13 protein-coding genes and 1 pseudogene are annotated in these 14,979 nt (G+C 62.6%); 7 read left to right on the top strand and 7 right to left on the bottom strand.

Going from position 1 to position 14,979, the window contains the following annotated elements:
• Nucleotides 1–5: 5 nt before the first annotated feature.
• The 6 genes from ACZY0R_RS40180 to ACZY0R_RS40155 form a co-directional block, all read right to left on the bottom strand.
• A complete protein-coding gene (locus ACZY0R_RS40180; protein ID WP_488866998.1) occupies nucleotides 6–884 on the bottom strand; it encodes a fumarylacetoacetate hydrolase family protein in 879 nt (292 codons plus the stop codon).
• A gap of 104 nt (nucleotides 885–988) precedes the next feature.
• Nucleotides 989–2,023: a VOC family protein gene (locus tag ACZY0R_RS40175; protein WP_488866996.1), complete on the bottom strand. Its 1,035-nt coding sequence runs from the start codon at nucleotides 2,021–2,023 to the stop codon at nucleotides 989–991.
• A gap of 349 nt (nucleotides 2,024–2,372) precedes the next feature.
• Nucleotides 2,373–2,981: a PqiC family protein gene (locus tag ACZY0R_RS40170; RefSeq protein WP_488866994.1), complete on the bottom strand. Its 609-nt coding sequence runs from the start codon at nucleotides 2,979–2,981 to the stop codon at nucleotides 2,373–2,375.
• Nucleotides 2,978–4,609 carry a PqiB family protein gene (locus tag ACZY0R_RS40165; protein ID WP_488866992.1) on the bottom strand — a complete coding sequence of 544 codons (1,632 nt, stop codon included), beginning with the start codon at nucleotides 4,607–4,609 and terminating at the stop codon, nucleotides 2,978–2,980. The genes ACZY0R_RS40170 and ACZY0R_RS40165 overlap by 4 nt, the downstream gene beginning before the upstream one ends.
• Complete coding sequence (locus ACZY0R_RS40160) at nucleotides 4,593–5,267, bottom strand: paraquat-inducible protein A (protein WP_488866990.1); 675 nt, start codon at nucleotides 5,265–5,267, stop codon at nucleotides 4,593–4,595. Before ACZY0R_RS40160 ends, ACZY0R_RS40165 begins: the two co-directional genes overlap by 17 nt.
• Complete coding sequence (locus tag ACZY0R_RS40155; RefSeq protein ID WP_488866988.1) at nucleotides 5,264–5,944, bottom strand: paraquat-inducible protein A; 681 nt, start codon at nucleotides 5,942–5,944, stop codon at nucleotides 5,264–5,266. Before ACZY0R_RS40155 ends, ACZY0R_RS40160 begins: the two co-directional genes overlap by 4 nt.
• A gap of 220 nt (nucleotides 5,945–6,164) precedes the next feature.
• Here ACZY0R_RS40155 and ACZY0R_RS40150 point away from each other — a divergent pair, with 220 nt between their 5' ends.
• Together ACZY0R_RS40150 and ACZY0R_RS40145 are read left to right on the top strand one after the other, a co-directional pair.
• Complete coding sequence (locus ACZY0R_RS40150) at nucleotides 6,165–6,359, top strand: hypothetical protein (RefSeq protein ID WP_488866986.1); 195 nt, start codon at nucleotides 6,165–6,167, stop codon at nucleotides 6,357–6,359.
• 48 nt (nucleotides 6,360–6,407) lie between these two features.
• Nucleotides 6,408–7,118 carry a TetR/AcrR family transcriptional regulator gene (locus ACZY0R_RS40145; protein ID WP_488867324.1) on the top strand — a complete coding sequence of 237 codons (711 nt, stop codon included), beginning with the start codon at nucleotides 6,408–6,410 and terminating at the stop codon, nucleotides 7,116–7,118.
• Nucleotides 7,119–7,130: 12 nt separating this feature from the next.
• Here ACZY0R_RS40145 and ACZY0R_RS40140 read toward each other — a convergent pair whose 3' ends face one another.
• On the bottom strand, nucleotides 7,131–7,844 hold the full coding sequence (locus ACZY0R_RS40140; RefSeq protein ID WP_488866984.1) for a TetR/AcrR family transcriptional regulator: 714 nt from the start codon (nucleotides 7,842–7,844) through the stop codon (nucleotides 7,131–7,133).
• 477 nt (nucleotides 7,845–8,321) lie between these two features.
• Between ACZY0R_RS40140 and ACZY0R_RS40135 the strand changes: the two genes are divergently transcribed.
• From ACZY0R_RS40135 to ACZY0R_RS40115, 5 genes and pseudogenes are all read left to right on the top strand, one after another.
• Nucleotides 8,322–9,323 carry an efflux RND transporter periplasmic adaptor subunit gene (locus ACZY0R_RS40135; RefSeq protein ID WP_488866982.1) on the top strand — a complete coding sequence of 334 codons (1,002 nt, stop codon included), beginning with the start codon at nucleotides 8,322–8,324 and terminating at the stop codon, nucleotides 9,321–9,323.
• Nucleotides 9,320–12,373, top strand: coding sequence for an efflux RND transporter permease subunit (locus ACZY0R_RS40130; RefSeq protein ID WP_488866980.1), 3,054 nt, complete (start codon nucleotides 9,320–9,322; stop codon nucleotides 12,371–12,373). Before ACZY0R_RS40135 ends, ACZY0R_RS40130 begins: the two co-directional genes overlap by 4 nt.
• An 80-nt stretch (nucleotides 12,374–12,453) precedes the next feature.
• On the top strand, nucleotides 12,454–13,767 hold the full coding sequence (locus ACZY0R_RS40125) for a TolC family outer membrane protein (RefSeq protein WP_488866978.1): 1,314 nt from the start codon (nucleotides 12,454–12,456) through the stop codon (nucleotides 13,765–13,767).
• 12 nt (nucleotides 13,768–13,779) lie between these two features.
• The gene (locus tag ACZY0R_RS40120; RefSeq protein ID WP_488866976.1) at nucleotides 13,780–14,538 is read left to right on the top strand and encodes an MgtC/SapB family protein; all 759 of its coding nucleotides are present in this window, start codon (nucleotides 13,780–13,782) and stop codon (nucleotides 14,536–14,538) included.
• A pseudogene (locus tag ACZY0R_RS40115) lies at nucleotides 14,478–14,921 on the top strand (ATP-binding protein); the annotation flags it as partial. The gene ACZY0R_RS40120 and the pseudogene ACZY0R_RS40115, both read left to right, overlap by 61 nt.
• Nucleotides 14,922–14,979: the final 58 nt, after the last annotated feature.

The following is a 14,979-nucleotide window of genomic DNA, read 5'->3' as shown; positions in this document are numbered from 1 at the left end:
GGTCGTCACGCCGGGGCGATAACGTTGGTCTGCTCACCCAGGTCGATGGTGCCGTCATCGGTGCGAATCGAGGCCCGGATGCTGTCGCCGGGCCGAAGGTAAGCGGGATTGGTCATGCCGCGGCGCACAAACATGCGCCATTTTCCGGCGTCGCTGAGAAGATGTTTCGCCATGAACATGGCCAGCTTGCCCGGCGCGCGCGCCGCGCAACCGGCAGGCGTACCGGTTGCGATCAGGTCGCCCGCGTGAACGTCGTGCATGGATGCCAGTTCCGTCAGGGTCGAGGCCGGCGCGTGGATCATGTCGGCGCAGTAGGCGTCTTGCCGGGGCTGTCCGTTGACATCGAGGCGCATCCGCAATGTCGGCCAGCGGCGCCATTCATCCGGCGTCAGCAATACGAGTCCAGGGCCGACCGGGCCAAAGCCGCGATAACTCTTGCCCTTGTAGAACTGACCCTGCGGCAACTGCACGTCACGCGCCGAAAGGTCATTGACGATGGTCACGCCAGCAAGCCAATCACCGAGAGCGTCGGGGCTGATCTTCGCACCAGGCTGCAAGTTCCGCCGCAGCACCAGCCCCAGTTCGATCTCGTAGTCGAGCAGCTTGACGTGGGGCGGGGAGACGACCGGGGCATCCGCGGCCGTGATGCATGAGGACGCCTTCGTAAAGATCGTGTTGAAGGGAAAATCCTCGACACGCAGGCCGGATTCCATGACGTGGCTGCGGTAGTTGACTCCCTGGCAGAGGAATTGCTGGTTCTGCGTGACGGGAGCCAGAAGCTCGACGGCCTCGCGCGGTATCGACGCCTGCGCCGCCGGCACTTGCCAGATGCTTTGCCAGTGTTTGGCAAGCAACTCGCCTGTGGTGGCGGCGTTGACCTGCAACGGCGCGATGCGTGCGCCAAAGAGAATGCCCCATTGCGGGCCATCCGTATGGATGTAGCGAATTACGGTACGAGACATGACACTTCCTAGGGAATTGCTTAGTTCTAAAGCCAGGGCCTGGCGGGTGCACCCAGCGCTGTTTCGATCAGCTTGAGCCGCGCCGGCGCAATTGCCTTGCGCCGTACCAGCCTCAGCACCTTCAGCACATTGCGCAAAGTCTTTCTTGGTTTCATGGAAGCCGGTGCGTCGGCGCCCCAGGCCCAGATGCCGCCGAAGTCAAGCGGCGAGTAAGCGGTTTCGAAATCCGCGGTGAACAGATCCCCATCGGTGTAGTGCTCCAGCTCGAAACCGTCCGGATCGCGCCAGTAGTCGAACAACTGGCTTCCCAGCAAGTGCCGCCCGATGCCCCACATGTGCGAATGGCCTTGCGCACGCAGCACCTGTTGACCCTGCCCGAGCGCATCGAGATCGATGACTTCGTACGCGCTGTGCTCGTATTTCTCTTCGATGCCACCCACCAGTACGAGGGTGTGGTGGTCGGCTGGCGCCTGGCCAAGGTCGAGCCGGCAGAAGGCCAGGTTGGGACTGCCATCCGCGAGGTACTGCACATCGGTCGGAATGACGCCGAGTACGGTCATGTACCACCCCGCCATGGCGGCAAAGTCCACGGTTTGAAATACAACATGTCCCAGCCGGACAATACTGGCCGGCTCAATCGGGGTGCGAACGGTGCGGTTGACTCGCGGCGCATGTTGCGCCGTGTTGGTCAATGTCATGGGTGGGCGCATGGGCAGAGGTTCGACACGCTGCTGGCCTTGCACGAGCCAGACACTGCGCCCGGAAGGATCGAATAGCTCGACACCGCGCCCGCCTCCGGGAATCTGCTGTTCGGACAACCACGTGGCGCCAAAGCGATCGATGTACCGATTCAAGTCGGTATCGTCCGACATGCGAAAGGCGGGCCCGACGAAGCGGCTCACCGCCGAACGTTCGGCCACGGCAATGCAGGGGGCCGTCCCGACGCCACGGGCGGTGAGCCGCTCAGGCGAGTCGCTGGCCACATGCAAGCCGAAATCGCGCCAGAAGCGTTGAGTCGCTGCCAGGTCCTTCTTTTCCCAGCGAAGGAACGCCAGCTCCACGGCTCTTCCGCATGGCTGTGGGCGAATCAGTCGTTGCACGCCAGGTGGCAGCCGACTCTCAGGGTAAGACTCCGGCTGACGGAGTATTCCAGTCGATTTGGACATGAGGTCTCCAACCGCTGAGCGGTTCATTTGTCATTGTTTTGGATTGGCGCCGTGCATGCTGATGCCGCCAAGGGCGGCCGCCACGGCGCTTGCGACGTCGGAATGGGAGGTCAAGCGACGTCGCTCACCGGTATAATAATAGTCTAAACGTCAGGATGACGGATATGTCGTTAACACCTAGGTGGTGCGAAAAACGGTTTGGTCGCGCCGCCCCGCCGTGCGCAATGTGCGGGCCGTTTCACGTCTAGCGGTTAAGGGATTGCACGCCGGCTGCTATTTCGGCCGCGGTTGCCGCGAGGATCTCCCGATACGCAGTCACCACGCCCTCCAACTGCCCCGGCGCAGGCACTTCTGTTTCGGTGTGGCCGCTCAAGACTTTGCCGTCCGGCAGCCGCCGCACGGTCCAGGCGATGGTCGCCGCGGCCCGCTTGCCCACATCGGCGTCGAGGTTTACCACCTCGGTCGTCACGCGGAAGGCTGGCTGCATCGCCGACAGGCCGTGCCGGTAGACATCCACCGCATCGAGACGCGTTTGCAGTTGCTGCGACAGCGCATCGCGCAGCTCGTCGGGTAACGGAGACGCCCAGCGCGATGTGTCCGACAGCTTCACGCCACCACTGGTGCCGTCACGCACCACCAACTGAGTGCGATTCAGGCGCTCCGGCACACGCACCGGCGTGACCTCGATCCATAGCGGGCCGCCGGTCCGGCTGACTCGCTCGGTTACCGCCGTCGCGGCGTTGGAGGGACCGGCGGCCAGCGCGTAGTAGCGCGGCTCGGGCGACCCGCAGCCGTTCATCAAGGCCGTGGCCGCGACGGCCAGCGGAAACAGTATCGTCAGACGTTTCATCATTCCTCTTCCCTTTTTCCGCGCAGCAGTGCTTCCGGGTGCCGCTCGAGATAGTCGGTCAGCGCGCGCAGCGAGGTGGCTGTTCGCGTGAGTTCCTGCATCATCCGGCGTGTGTCCTGCTGCAGCGATGCATCGGGCGCCAGCGCGCCATTGGCCGTGGCGAGCGTGCGGCGCGCATCCTGCAGCGCGGCCAGCACCTGCGGTGCCACGTCGCCATTGACCTGTGCCACGAGCTTGTCCGCGTTGACGAGCATCTTGTTCATCGAGACCATCGCCGTGCGCGCGTCCTGCCCGATCTGGTCGAACGGCACCTTGCCGATCTTGGTCACGATGTCGCCAAGCTTGGCTTGCAGCTCGTCGAAGGTACCCGGTGTGGTCGGGAATTCCGGCAGCGACGCGTTCAGGTCCAGATCAGCCGGCAGAGACGCTTTCGGAAAGAAATCGAGTGCCACATATAGCTGGCCGGTCAGCAGGTTGCCGGTGCGCAACTGCGCACGCATGCCGCGCTGTACCAGGCTTTGCACGATGGCGCGCTTGCGCATGTCGTCAGCCACATCTTTCTCGCGCAGACCCATGCGAGACGGATAGAGCTCCACCACCACGGGCATGCGGAAGGCCTTCTTGTCACGTTGGTATTCCATACCGATCGAGCGCACCTGTCCAACGGTCACGCCGCGGAAATCGACCGGCGCACCCGGGGACAGGCCGCGCACGGACTGATCGAAATTGAGCACTGCCAGCGCGGGGGCGAGTTCCTCCGGTTCCTTCATGGCTTCAGACTGGTCCGCGGCCAGCAGGAACTCGGTGTTCTCGGCGGCCGCGGTGTGCGCGGTCGAGTGCTCCGGGGCCTGGAAGGCTACGCCGCCAAGCATGACGGTGACAAGCGACTGCGTGGACAACTTCAGCCCGTTGGCGTCGAGCTTGAGGTCGACGCCGCTGGCGTGCCAGAAACGCGTATCGGCGGAGACGAGCTTGTCATAGGGCTTGTTGACGAAGACCCGCAGCGTGATGTCGCGGCCGTTTGGCTCGAGTTGGTACGCCACGACATGGCCGACCTGCACGCGACGATAGTAGAGCGGCGAGCCGATGTCGAGCGAGCCCAGGTCTTGCGCACGCAGCACGAACTGCCTGCCCGAGGAATCTGTGGTGATAACCGGCGGGACTTCGAGCCCGGTAAAGCTGCGCGTCGTCTTGCCCGACTTGCCGGCATCCACGCCGATATATGCGCCCGATAGCAGCGTCTCGAGCCCCGACACGCCGCTGATGGCAAAGCGTGGCCGCACCACCCAGAAGCGTGTGTCGGCCACGGCGAAGTTCTCGGCGTCCTTGGTCAGCGCGATGGTCGCGATCACATGCGAACGGTCCGCCGCTAGCCGTGCCGTCTTGACCAGTCCGATATCGACGTCCTTGTAGCGCACCGGGGTCTTGCCCGGCGTCAGTCCTTCCGCGGTGCGGAATGTGACGGTGATCTCGGGCCCGCGCGATGCAAGCGTGTTGATCAGCAGCGAAAGGCCGACCACCGCCGCAACGATGGGGATCAGCCAGACGAGCGAGGGTAGCCAGCGCGCGCGAGGCCTGCGTCCAGGTTGCGGTACACCGTGAGGCGGGGGATGATTAACGTGTTCTGGCATGGTCGGAGTGGGGAGATTCGATGGGGGAGGGCGACGTCTCGAGCGCATCCCACAGCAGACGGGGATCAAAGCTCAGTGACGCGAGCATGGTCAGTACGACAACCGAGGCAAAGGCCAGAGCCCCGGCCCCGGGCATGATCGTGGCCAGCGCCCCGGCCCGCACCAGCGAGGCCAGCAGCGCCACCACGAAGATGTCGAGCATGGACCACCGGCCGATGACTTCGACCAGCGCGTAGAGCCGGGTCTGCTCGCGGATGCGCCAGGTGGATCTGCGGCGCACCGATAGCAGCAGCAAGGTCAGGATCATCATCTTCAGCAGCGGGACGACAACGCTGGCGATCAGCACCACGAGGGCCAGCAGGTGCGAGCCGGACAGCCACAGATAGATCACGCCGGACATGATGGTGTCGCGCTGTGTGCCGAATATCGATTGCGTCACCATCACCGGCAGCAGATTGGCCGGGATATACAGGAGGTAGGCGGCCAGCAGGAAGGCCCAGGCGCGCGCCACGCTGGCCGGCTTGCGGTGATGCAGTACGGCGCCGCAGCGCGGACAGGGTTTGGCCTCGAGCGTCATCGGACTGAGCCGGTCGCAAGCGTGGCACGACAGCAGTCCGAGCGAAGTGGCGGTAGTGTGGGGCGATTGAGGCGTGGTCATGACGCGGCATCCGGTGAGCAGGGTGGCACGTCATCTGCATCATGCACATCGAGGTGATGCCACAGTTCGCGCGGATCGAAGGACAGGATGGCGGCAAGTACGACCACAAGGGCACCGAACGACCAGAGGGCGACGCCAGGCAGCACCTGCGCAATGGTGGACAGCTTCACCACCGTGACCAGGACGCCGATCATGAACACTTCGATCATGCCCCACGGCCGCGTCTGGCGAATGCTGCGCACGATGAGGTCGAACCCGGGTGGTATGCGGTGCTGCGCCATCGGCACCAGCAGGTAACACATCATGAGCAACTCGGCCAGCGGAAGCAGGATCGTCGTGGCGAACACGAGCATCGCCACCAACGTCATGTCGTCCGCGTAGAGTGCCTGTACGGAACCCCATAGCGTGGTCTCCATGCGCGAGCCCTTGAGGTCCATAGCGACAATCGGGTACGCGTTCGAGATCAGAAACAGGATCAGAGCGGTCACCACGAGCGGCAGCAGGCGGCGATAGGCAAGCGAACTATCGCGATAGAGCCCACCGCCGCAGCGCAGGCAGGTGGCACGTTCGCCCGGTTTCAGTGCCACGCGCGTATGGAGTGCGTCGCAATGCTCGCATGCAACCAGCCGGCGCGGTTCCTGTGGCGGAGCTGGCGGCGGGAAGTGGTCCTGATGCACGACGTGTCCTGGAATGGTTATCGGCCTCGTTGTATGAGGCAAGCAGTGCGTGAGCGCACCGGAATCTTTCAAGACTCGGTATTCTGCTACAAAATGACTTGCATGTCATCATGACACAAATTATCGTATAAGAATTGCAGCGGGCGCCGCTGCCGAAAAACGCCCCCTTCTCCCGCTGTGCCATGCGGCATGCGGGCCTTTTCTCTTCAAAACGCTATCCATGAAAGCAGCCTGCGAAGTCGAAGTTCGCGAAGGTCCTCCGCATGACATCCTCGCCGCGGCCGAACGCCTGGTTGTCGTGGCGGAGGCACCGCGCGACGCTGCGCGCTCGACGCGAGTCGCGGACGGCATGGAGTTTGTTCGTATGAAGGAAGGCGGGACGTTCATGGCCTACGCCATGTTGTCGGCGTTGTAGCAGCGTATTGATATAATCGCCTCGTCACATAAGGACCACTAATTGAAGATGCCTGCCGATCCTGATCCCAAAGACCACCGCCCTCGCGTTGCCGCTGAACGGCGTGCACGGATGCGCAAGCGTCTCATTGAAAGCGCGATGATCGTTTTTGCGCAAAGGGGTATCGGAGCCAGCGTGATCCCGGATGTCATCGCGGCAGCCGGCGTCTCACAAGGTTCCTTCTACAACTACTTCCGTACTAACGACGATCTGCTGGCGGCTGTCAGCGACGCGCTCAGTCACGACATGGTGCAAATGATCGAGAGCGTGGTCGGCAATATTGAAGACCCAGCGTTGCGTGTTGCAACGGGTATTCGCTTGTACCTGCACCTTGCACGATCCTATCCTGTCGTGGCGCAATTTCTTTCCGCTACGGGCCTGAGTTTGGTCGGCAAGAAGAGTGCCGTGTATGAGCACCTGCCCTCGGATATCAAGGAAGGCCTGAAGAGGGGCACGTTTGACGACGCTTCGGCCGACGTTGCATTGGATATGGTGGCCGGCGCCGGGCTGATCGCCGTTCACCGCATGGCCAAGGGCAGAACCACCAGGGATTATCCCGAACGGATCGTCCAGGCGGTGTTGCGGTCACTCGGCGTGCCTGCATCGAGTGCCGCACAGTTGACGTCCGCGCCTTTGCCAAAGCTGGTGCCTCCGCCGGAATCACTGCTCGAAAAGGCACAGGAGAAGCTCGCCGCCAAGGCCGAGCCCTCCAACTTGTGAGCGTAGGTAACGCTACGGCAGATCGCTGATCGCTTCGGCGAGCAAGCCGTCGAATAGCGCTTCGCTCGCATCCAGCGGCGACCTGGATATCGCATCGGCCGCAGATTCCTCCACACCTAAGGCGCGCAATGCCACGGCAGCGGCGAGCTCCGAAAAATCTTCGCGACATTCGGTTTCAAGCATGCACTGCATCGCGCTCATTGCAGCTCCGGCAACGATATTGAACCCCAGGGCGATCGGCATGCGCTTGAAGCGATTGCGACGAACGCCCTCCTCGATGTCCCTACGGACAAACTCCAGCATATTGGGTGCCTGGTAGCCCGCCCAGCCGAGCCGGCCAAGGATGCCAGCCACTCCCGGCTGGTGTACCGTCAGTATCGACGCCAGCCGTATTCCCCTGGCGATGTGCTCGGCCGGGTCGTCATGGGCGCGCACAATAGGGTCGGCCGCCCGCACCCACTGTTCAGCAATCTTCCCAACAAGCTCCCGCACGATCGCGTCAGACGACGGAAAGTACTTGTAGAACGTCCCGCGCGAAACCCGTGCTGCCGAAATGATGTCGTCGATGGAAGGCGACGCGGCGCTTTTCTCTACCATCAAGCGCAGCGCGCTGTTCAGCAACAGCGAACGCATACGCTGCCGCCGCTTTGCCGCAACTCGCTGTCGGTGGCCGGTAGCCTCCCACTGTTCTGTTTCAGCTGCGAATCTCGTCTGTATCGAGGTCATCGATCCGTTCTCTCCTCGTGGTCAATGGGTCGACATGGACGCGCGCCGGTCTTCCTGCGTCTTCGGCCCATGTCCGTCGCATCACTCCGCGTATAGCGATTGTCTTTGCGCACCACATGCTTCCGTCGCGCGCGCCTTCTTCGTCTCATTCGGTCCGGCAAGTCAAAGTTGCGCCGCCCATAAAATAAATTATACGTCATCATGACATTAAAGTCAGTATGATGTATATTCCAGGCTCTCGGGAAGGGCGAAAGCCCGAACAGGCCTGCCGTCAATGAAGCCAGCACGAGTCCGATTGGAGCGGCTCGGTGGCGTCGACCGCTGATGACTCGCAGGCGAGCGACGGACCTTATTGGAGGGCAGAAATTGAACAGGAACCATCGAGCGGCAGCTCTTACCATCATCGCGGCGCAACTGCTGGCCGCCTGTACACCGGGTCCAGCATCCGAACACAAGGACGTGAGGCCGGTGCGGACAGTGATCGCCGGGCGTGCCGCCGGGTCGGTCAGCGCGAACTACTCAGGCGAGATTCGTGCGCGTTACGAAAGTCAGTTGGGATTCCGCACAGCCGGCAAGATCGTCGCGCGGATGGTGGAAGTTGGCAGTCATGTCAAGCGCGGCCAGCCGCTGTTCCAGCTCGATCCCACGCAGGAAACATTGCAGGTGGCCGCGGCGGGAGCGGAGGCAGATGCGGCGCGGAGCCGGGTAGCCCAGGCGCGGGTGGACGTTAAGCGTACCGAGCAACTGCTCGCGCAGAACTTTGCCTCGCAAGCCGAGTTGGACCAGCAGCGGCTGGCGCTTAACCAGGCGGAAGCCCAACTGCGTTCGGCACTGGCGCGGCAGCAGTTGAATGCCAACATGCGCGGATTTACCACACTCGTGGCCGACCGCGATGGCGTGGTCAGCGCAATCAACGCGGAAGCCGGCCAGGTGGTCTCAGCCGGGCAGACGATCGCTACCGTCGCGGCTGACGGCGAACGCGAGGTCTCTATCAGTATTCCGGAGTCGCGAGTTGACGAGCTGCGTAAGGCGCCGACGCTAACGATTACGGTGTGGGCGCATCCGGACAAGTCCTGGACGGGCAAACTCCGGGAGCTTGCTCCGGACGCGGACAGTATCACGCGGACGTACTCGGCGCGCATTTCCATCCAGGAGGCGGATCCGGAGCTGCTGCGTCTAGGCATGACAGCGTCTGTCATCGCGCCCGACGTGGACGGCAGTGGCGTGGTCCGGGTGCCGCTGACCGCCATTGTCGATCATGAACGTGGCCGCCAGGTGTGGGTGGTTGACCCGAAGACGTCGCGGGTTATCGCGCGTGAAGTCAAGCTGGGCGCCGCGCAGAACGACAGTGTCATCGTGGTTGGGGGCCTGGCGGGCGGAGAAACCGTGGTGAGTGCCGGCGTGCATATGTTGCAGCCTGGCCAGCAGGTGAAGGTGGCCGAGGCGGTAGCTGTCGCCAAGGCGGGAGGTGTGAAGTGAAAGGCATCAACCTGTCCGAATGGGCACTGAAGCACCAGCAGATGATCGCGTTCCTGCTGTTGCTGTTGTCCGTGGCCGGCGTGCTGGCATATGGCGGCCTGGGCCAGAAGGAAGACCCAGAGTTCACGATCAAGACCATGGTCGTCCAGGCGTACTGGCCGGGAAGCTCCGCACAGCAGATGGCCGATCAGGTCACCGACAAGATCGAGCGCAAGCTGCAAGAGGTGGCGGAGATCGACTATACATCCACCTATGTGAAGCCGGGCGAAACGCAGGTCAAGGTGAACTTGCGCGAGGACGTACCACCCGGCGCAGTGCCGGACGTGTGGTATCAGGTTCGGAAGAAGATGGGCGACATCCGGCACACCCTGCCACAGGGCACGCAGGGCCCTTTCTTCAATGACGAGTTCGGGGACACCTTCGGTAACCTCTATGCCATCACTGGTGACGGCTTCGACTATGACGATCTGAGACGGATTGCGGATGCCGCGCGTCACGAGTTTCTTCGTGTCGGCGACGTCAACAAGGTCGACCTGGTGGGCAAGCAGGAACAGAAGATCTATGTGGAAGTCTCCACCGCCAAGCTCGCCTCGCTGGGGATCGACCCGGCACTGATTGCGTCGACGCTCCAACAAACCAATGCCGTGACATCGGGCGGCACGGTGCAAACCACCGCGGAACAGGTGCGGCTGGCTGTCAGTGGCGAGTTTGACTCGGTCGAAGGGATTCGCGCCATCGGTATCCGTGCCGGCCAGCGTACCTTCCGCCTTGGCGATATCGCCGACGTCCGTCGGGGCTTTGTGGAGCCTGCCACCTCGAGGATGCGCTTCAACGGCAACGAGGCGATTGGACTTGCGGTGAGCATGCGCAAGGGCGGCGACGTGATCCGGCTTGGAACAAAGCTGGACGAAACGGTGAAGCGCATCGAGTCCAACTTGCCGGTGGGTGTGCAGATCCACGCCGTAAGCGACCAGCCACGTATCGTTGAGCATTCCGTATTCGAGTTCAAGAAGAGTCTGGCCGAGGCAGTGATCATTGTGCTCGTCGTGAGCTTCCTGTCGCTGGGCTTGCGCACGGGACTGGTCGTCGCGCTCAGCATCCCGCTCGTGCTGGCCATGACATTCCTGGCGATGTATGTGATGGGCATCGACTTGCAGCGCATCTCGCTGGGTGCGCTGATCATTGCGCTCGGACTATTGGTGGACGACGCCATTATTGCCGTTGAAATGATGGCACTGAAGCTCGAACAGGGCTGGGACAAGTTCCGCGCCGCCACCTACGCCTACACGGCCACGGCTTTCCCGATGCTCACCGGCACGTTGATCACGGCGGCGGGCTTCCTTCCGGTCGGCTTTGCGAAGTCGGGCACTGGCGAATATGTGTACTCCCTGTTCCAGGTGGTGGGCATTTCGCTGTTGTTGTCGTGGATCGTGGCCGTCCTCTTTACGCCTTACATCGGCTTCAAGCTGTTGAAGGAACATGCGCACGCGTCGAATGACGAGGATGCCGTCTACCAGCGCGGCTTCTATGTCAAGTTCCGCCACTTCATCGACTTCTGCCTTAAGCAGCGCGTATGGGTACTCGGCATCACGCTCGCGGCATTTGTTGGCGCACTGGTGCTGTTCAAGGCGATACCCCAGCAGTTCTTTCCAGCGTCAGACCGGGCCGAACTCATTGTGGACCTGTGGATGCCGAAGGCCTCGACCTTTGAGGCGAGTCAGCGCGAGGTCCAGAAGCTGGAAGGCCTGCTCAAGGGCGATCCGGACATTGCGGCGGTGACCAGCTTTGTAGGCAACGGTACGCCACGATTCTACCTGCCGCTCGATGTGCAGACGCCCAATCTGAACCTGGGCGAGATGCTGGTGATGACGAAGGGCGGTGAGGCACGGGAGCGGGCGAAGGAGAAGCTCGAGAAGCTGTTCGACGGAAAATTCCCGAATGTGCGTGGGCGCGTCAATCGACTGGAAAACGGTCCCCCTGTCGGTTACCCGGTGCAGTTCCGCGTGTACGGGCAGGACAACGCCAAGATTCGTGAAATAGGGCAGCAGGTGGCGGACATCATGCGTGAAGAGCCCAACGTGCGCCAGGTCAACCAGGACTGGGGCGAACGCATCAAGCGAGTGCAGGTCGACGTCGACCAGGACAAGGCGCGTGCACTGGGCATCAGCTCAGGCCAGATCAAGGAGGCCCTTGAGGCTTCGCTGTCGGGCACGCCGATCACGCAGTACCGCGAGGAAGACCAGGGTATCGACGTGGTCTCGCGCCTTGTCGCAGCGGAACGCACGGACCTGAACAACTTGAAGGACGCAAAGATCTACGTGCGCGAAGGCAAGTTTGTGCCGGTCTCGCAAGTGGCCCGGCTCACGCTTGACAGCGAGGACAGCGAGCTGTGGCGGCGTAACCGCGTGTCAACGTTGACCGTTCGTGCCGATATCGCAGGGGCGCAGGCGCCTGACGTCACGCGTGCACTACAACCGAAGATCGACGCACTGGAAAAGGCGCTTCCGCTCGGCTATGGCATCGAGATCGGCGGCGCTTACGAATCAAGTGCGAAGGCCCAGCATTCCGTTTTCGCGGTGATGCCTGTGACGATCATCGCGGTGCTCGTGCTGCTGATGATTCAACTGCAGGACATGAAGAAGATGGCGATGGTCCTGCTGACGGCGCCGCTTGGGCTGATCGGTGTCAGCGCGATTATGGCTGCGTTCCGGATTCCATTCGGTTTTGTCGCCATGTTGGGCGTTATCGCCCTCGCTGGAATGATCATCCGCAACTCGGTGATCCTGGTCGTACAGATCGATCAAGACGTGGGCGCGGGCGTCGCACTGTGGACGGCTATCGTCGAAGCGGCGGTGCGGCGGCTGCGTCCGATCGTGCTGACTGCCTTGGCGGCAATTCTGGCGATGGTGCCGCTTACCCATTCCGTGTTCTGGGGCCCCATGGCGTGGGCAATCATGGGAGGGCTCGCCGTTGCCACGGTGCTGACGCTCGTCTTCCTTCCCGCTCTGTATGCGACCTGGTACCGGGCCAAGCGCCCAGAGACCGTCTGATCGCAAGTATGACGATGAGAGTTATTTCGATGAAAAGATTGAGTATGGCCCTGCGGGCCGGGCACGTGGCTTTGGGCTGCATGCTTTTCCTGAACGCTGGAGAGTCGGGCGCTATCGATCTCGTGGGGGCCTACCAGCAGGCATTGGCGCATGATCCGACAAGCCTCGCTGCAAGTGATGCACTCACGGCGGGGCGGGAGTTGGCTGTGCAGGGCGACGCCTTGCTGCGTCCTCGGGTAAGCCTGCAAGCTGCACTGGACCGGATCAACAATCGTTCGTCCGGCAACCCGCCGGCCGAGGCCGCGCCGTTGGTATCCGCCGATAGTTCAGGCACTGCGCGGCAGGCCGGCGTGATGCTCATTCAGCCACTGTACGACAGGACCGCGGTAGCCACGAGGAAGCAGTTGCATGGGCAATCGAACCTGGCGCAAACGCAGTTCGACCAGTCCCGCCAGGATCTGGCCTTGCGGGTGGCCGAGGCATACTTCGGCGTGGTATTGGGCGAGGAAACGCTGCGTGTAGTGCAGGCCGAGAAGGCGGCCTTGCGACAGCAACGGGACCGCGCGAAGGCGCGCTTCGACATCGGCCAGGGCAAGATCACCGATCTTCATGAAGCCCAGGCGCGCCTGGATGGCGTAGAGAGTCGCGAAGTTACGGCGCAGTCTGCGCTCGCGCAACGACGCACGCGCTTCCTGGAAACGGTCGGCATGCCGCCCGATCAGCTCAGCGGGCTGGCGCCCAATTTCGCGCCGCGACCGCCGGAACCGGACAATCTCATGGCGTGGCAGGCAAGGGGTGAAGATCAGAGTTACCTCGTCAAGACCAAGCAGTCGGCGCTCGACATTGCCGGCGCGGAGATCGACAAGTACCGCGTCAGCAGTCGCCCGACTGTCGCGCTCGTGGCACGTTATGGCGCACAAGGGCAAACCGGCAACCTGGCTCCCTGGGTTGCAGCCAGCAACACCCGAACCGCGACGATCGGCTTGCAGCTCAACATTCCGCTGTACGCGGGCGGCGGACTGGATTCGCGCGAGCGGGAATCTGTTGCGAGGAAGAGCCAGGCAGAGCAGGACGTTGCCGCCGCCCGGCGAGATGTGCGCCTGAATGTGCAGGACGGATTCCTCTCGGTGAAAACGGGCGTGTCGCGGGTCGCCGCACTCGAGCAGTCGTTGACTTCGGCGCGTAGCGCGCTCGCGGCGACAACGCTTGGCCGGGACGTTGGCACCCGTACGGAACCCGACGTGCTGGACGCCCAGCAGCGCGTGTTCGCCGCTGAGCTTGACCTGGTTCAGGCACGCCTGGACTACCTCCTTGGCCGTCTGCGGCTTGCCGCCGCGACGGGGGAATTGAGCGAGGAAACCCTGCGTTCGCTGAATGCCTGGCTCGCATCCTGATCGAGAAATCCTATGCTAGGAGAACTGCAGCACTATTGGAGCGGCACTTTTCTCGCCGCCAACGCGTTCATCGGGCTGAACATGGTGGGCGCGCTGTTGCTCGGCATGCTGGTGGGCTACGAGCGCTCGTACAACGGCCGCGCCGCCGGCATGCGCACCTACGGCCTCGTGTGCATGGCGTCCACGGCGCTGACGGTGTTCGTCGGTCACGCGTCGCTCTGGTACGGCGGCGCCACAGCGCACATCCAGGCAGACCCGACCCATACCATCCAGGGTGTGGTCACCGGCGTCGGCTTCCTGGGCGCCGGGGTCATCATGAAGGACGGCATGAGCATCCGCGGCCTCACGACCGCGGCATCCATCTGGGCTGCCTCGGCCATAGGCGTGTTGCTGGGCGTCGGTTTCTATGCCGCCGCGTTGCTGCTTGCCGTGCTATGCATGGGCTCGATGTCCCTGTTGCACCGGCTGGAGTCCAGGCTTCCGGGGCGCATGACGCTTGATGTGTCGCTGACTTTCCAACCCGGAGAAGTCCCTGACTTCGATCTGCTGATCGACAGGGCAAAGTCCCGCGGTTATCGCGTGCTGCACGATAGCCTGACCATCACGTTTGCCGACAACCAGGCCGTGTGGCGAATCAGCCTGGTCGCACCGGACAAGGCGCGCGCGCTATCGCCGGCGGGACTTGCGGCCGAGATGGCTGCAACCCAGGGGGTCTCCCGGTTCAGCATCGTACCGGTGCGCAATTTGATTCGGGTACCCTACAGGGCATGAAGGTGCGTTACGTCGAGTCCGACACGGTGTTCGCCGGCTACGCCGTGGACACGCGCGCCGATCAGGACCGACTGCTCAAGACCTTGCTCGAGCCGGAACTGGTGGTGCTCGACGACCTGTTCCTGGCAAAACGCATCCCGGACGCCGCCGCCGAACTGCTGCAGACCTTGGTCCATCAGCGCTACAAACTGCGTCGCAGCATCATCGTCACTTCCAACCGCGTGGTGCAGGACTGGGGGCGATACCTCGGCGACAACACCATGGCCACTACCATTCTGGATCGCCTGATGCATCGATCCAAGCTTCTCGAGTTCGAAGGCAAAAGCTACCGCCTCAAAGAAGCCGCCACCAGGCTTGCTGTTTCTGAGAAGGCCGATTCATAATCTGCCCGTCCTGCCTGGGGGAATTTAGCCGACCACAAGTGGGGGAGTTTGAAGTGAC

Source organism: Cupriavidus sp. F041 (genome assembly GCF_057814235.1).
This window is presented reverse-complemented; position numbering and strand designations above follow the sequence as displayed.

Excerpts from the sequence above, each read along its gene's own strand:
- ACZY0R_RS40170 (WP_488866994.1), bottom strand. The coding sequence starts at position 2,981 with ATGATGAAACGTCTGACGATACTGTTTCCGCTGGCCGTCGCGGCCACG.
- ACZY0R_RS40165 (WP_488866992.1), bottom strand. The coding sequence starts at position 4,609 with ATGCCAGAACACGTTAATCATCCCCCGCCTCACGGTGTACCGCAACCT.
- ACZY0R_RS40160 (WP_488866990.1), bottom strand. The coding sequence starts at position 5,267 with ATGACCACGCCTCAATCGCCCCACACTACCGCCACTTCGCTCGGACTG.
- ACZY0R_RS40150 (WP_488866986.1), top strand. The coding sequence starts at position 6,165 with ATGAAAGCAGCCTGCGAAGTCGAAGTTCGCGAAGGTCCTCCGCATGAC.
- ACZY0R_RS40145 (WP_488867324.1), top strand. The coding sequence starts at position 6,408 with ATGCCTGCCGATCCTGATCCCAAAGACCACCGCCCTCGCGTTGCCGCT.
- ACZY0R_RS40140 (WP_488866984.1), bottom strand. The coding sequence starts at position 7,844 with ATGACCTCGATACAGACGAGATTCGCAGCTGAAACAGAACAGTGGGAG.
- ACZY0R_RS40125 (WP_488866978.1), top strand. The coding sequence starts at position 12,454 with ATGCTTTTCCTGAACGCTGGAGAGTCGGGCGCTATCGATCTCGTGGGG.
- ACZY0R_RS40120 (WP_488866976.1), top strand. The coding sequence starts at position 13,780 with ATGCTAGGAGAACTGCAGCACTATTGGAGCGGCACTTTTCTCGCCGCC.